The following is a 2,882-nucleotide window of genomic DNA, read 5'->3' on the forward strand; positions in this document are numbered from 1 at the left end:
CGTAGATGCGCACGGTGCGGTCATTGCTGCCGGTGGCGAGCAGTGTGGTGCTGTCGGGCAAGTTGGCGAACGCGACGGAGTACACGGGGCCGGTGTGGTCGTTGTGGGTGTGGAGGTGTAGCCCGGTGGTGGCGTTGTGGACGCGGACAGTGTGGTCGAAGCTCGCGGTGGCGAGCAAGGTGGTGCCGTCGGGCAGCGCGGTCAAGGCCGTGCTGTAAACCAGCTGTGTATGACCGATGAAGGATGTCGGCTCGAGGGTAACGGTGAAGTCCTCGGAACTTACGGCGATCTGAGCTGAAGGGGCAGGAGGAATCCCCAGGGTCCATATGCGCGCGTAGGCGTCATCGCTTCCTGTTGCCAGCATCAGTGTGGAACCCAACCAGCTGAAAGACACCGTATTGACGGGCGTGGAGTGCTCGATGACGCGATCGAACCGATTGTCATCGATGCCGATGATGCGTACCGTGTGGTCGCCGCCCGCAGTGGCAAGGAGTGTGGTGCCGTTGGGCAGGTTGGCGAACGCGACGGACCACACGTTGTCGGTGTGGTCGTGGTACGTGTGGAGGTGTTGTCCGGTGGTGGCGTTGTAGATGCGCGCGGTTCCGTCGCTGCTGGTGGTGGCGAGGAGGGTGGTGCCGTCGGGCAGGTTGGTGAACGCGACGGACCACACGGCACCCGTGTGGTCGTGGTAAGTGTGGAGGTGTTCTCCGGTGGTGACGTCGTAGATGCGCACCGTGTTGTCGCCGCTGGCGGTGGCGAGGAGGGTGGTGCCGTCGGGCAGGTTGGTGAACGCGACGTAGTACACGCTCTGGGTGTGGTCGTTGGAAGTGTGGAGGTGTTGTCCGGTGGTGGCGTTGTAGACGCGCGCGGTGTGGTCGCTGCTGCCGGTGGCGAGGAGGGTGGTGCCGTCGGGCAGGTTGGTGAACGCGACGGACCACACGTTGTCGATGTGGTCGTGGTGAGTGTGGAGGTGTTGTCCGGTGGTGGCGTTGTAGATGTGTGCGGTTCCGTCGCTACTGCCGGTGGCGAGGAGGGCGGTGCCGTCGGGCAGGTTGGTGAGCGCGACGGAGTAAACGACGCCAGTCTGGTCGTCGTAGGTGTGGAGGTGTTGTCCGGTGGTGGCGTTGTAGATGCGTACGGTGCTGTCACCGCTGGTGGCGAGTAAGGTCGAGCCATCGTCGATGAGGGTCCACGCTGTTGACCAGACACGGTCGGTATGACCTGGCAATGCTGCGGCAAGCGTGGGTTGGAGCCAATCGGCCCCGGCTATGACCCCTGCGTGCCTATGAATCCGGGGCTCGGCTTTACCCCGAACCGTCGATGCCTGTGTCTGCGCCCAGACCGCTAGGTCGTTAGAGCCTCCCGTCGACTCTCGGACCGGCGGTCCTCCAGTAATCGCCATCGCGGTCAGTCCGATCCGGTCGTGGGGGCCAGCACGGCTTCGATGACGCGGTGGACCTCCGAGGCGGCAGATCGCGAACGCAGCCGGTGATGATGCGGGCCGCCAGCGCGTCGCGACGATCCATCCGCCAGCGCCACCGTGACGAGTCTCCGATCGGGGCTCGCGCGTAGCCGATGTTCGGATGCCAACTCATCGGTCGTCAGCACGACCGTCGTATCAACTGGTAGGCGAAGTGCGACCTGCATGGCGTCCTCCAATCGCGGCGCGTCCAAAGACCGGATCGTCCAGACCGCCAGCAGATCGGTACGTGTCCGAATCACCAAGGGATAGTTCGGGTCGCCCAACGTGACCAGGGTGGGCTGTCGGCCGTTGCGCCACAGCGCCGTGACGAGGCCGTGCACCACCGACCGAAGGACCGACTCCGCGGGTCCGAAGGTGGGCGGAGTCGTGTCCAGCACGATCGCCAGATCCCGCAGCCGCGGAGTCGCCGGCTGGCGACTCAGGCGGTACAGCACCTCGTCGCGGGCAAGTCGTACAGCCAGCATGTCGGGTGGGAGGGCCAACTGGGTGGACAGCATGCTTCTGAGAGACCCACGGCGCGCCACGCCTACCAACCCCACCCCGGTCGACGCGCTACGCGTGCCCGATCCTTCCTGATCGGGGCGGGCGTCAACGGCGGCTCGCAGGCGCCTGTCGAGGGTCGGCATCATCGCGGCCAGGTGCCGCAACCTCAGCGGGAGAAGCGGATCCGTCGCCACCGCCTCGGGACCGATGATCTCCAGCATCGCGATCAGTTGATCATTGATGGTGTCGGCGTTCGCCGTCAACGCGGCCAGCGGAATGGGCTCGATGATCGGTGGGCCGGTAGAGTTGGCGAGAGCGACGCGGAGCGCCTGGTCCAGCTGTGAGCTGGACGCGGCAGGCGCGCGGAACCGGGCCGCCGGCTCCATGTCTGCTAGCAGGAGCGCCATGATGCCGACACGTGCCCGGACGGGCCAGCCGAGCCGGCGAAGGCGGACGATGCCGGGGTGGTCCGCGAGGATTTCGAGGCTCTTGGCTCTGGCCGTGGCGCCGGTCAGCGTCAGGATGTCGAGGACTAGGCACAGCGGGACGGAGAGGCCGTCCGCGGCCGCGATCGCAAGGCCGGTTCGGGCGGCGGCCAGCGTGGCCACATTTAGGCGGCGCTGCGGGGACTCGCTCGCCGAGGGCTGTGTATGCGGCACGAGTGAAATGCGCGACAGCGTCGGCCGTGTGTCGGGAATCTCGGTCGAGGAATCGGTGGCGAACAGGGCGGTGCCATCCGGTAGAACGGTAAGCGCGACCGAGTGCACGACTCCGATGTGTTCGCGGGTGTGCAGGTGTTGTCCTGTGGTCGCGTTGTAGATGCGTGCGGTTCTGTCGTCGCTGGCCGTAGCGAGGAGTGTGGTGCCGTCGGGCAGGTCGGCGAAAGCGACGGCGCGTACCGTGCCGGTGTGGTCGG

General features: G+C 66.3%; 1 protein-coding gene and 1 pseudogene. Both read right to left on the reverse strand.

Annotation, left to right across the window (positions count from 1 at the left end; translation table 11 throughout):
- A partial coding sequence (locus Cco03nite_RS41735; RefSeq protein WP_203699592.1) for a WD40 repeat domain-containing protein occupies nt 1-1,228 on the reverse strand: 1,228 nt, incomplete at its 3' end.
- 179 nt (nt 1,229-1,407) lie between these two features.
- A pseudogene (locus Cco03nite_RS41740) lies at nt 1,408-2,882 on the reverse strand (hypothetical protein); the annotation flags it as partial.

The organism is Catellatospora coxensis (assembly GCF_016862635.1).
GTDB classification, from domain to species: Bacteria; Actinomycetota; Actinomycetes; order Mycobacteriales; family Micromonosporaceae; genus Catellatospora; species Catellatospora coxensis.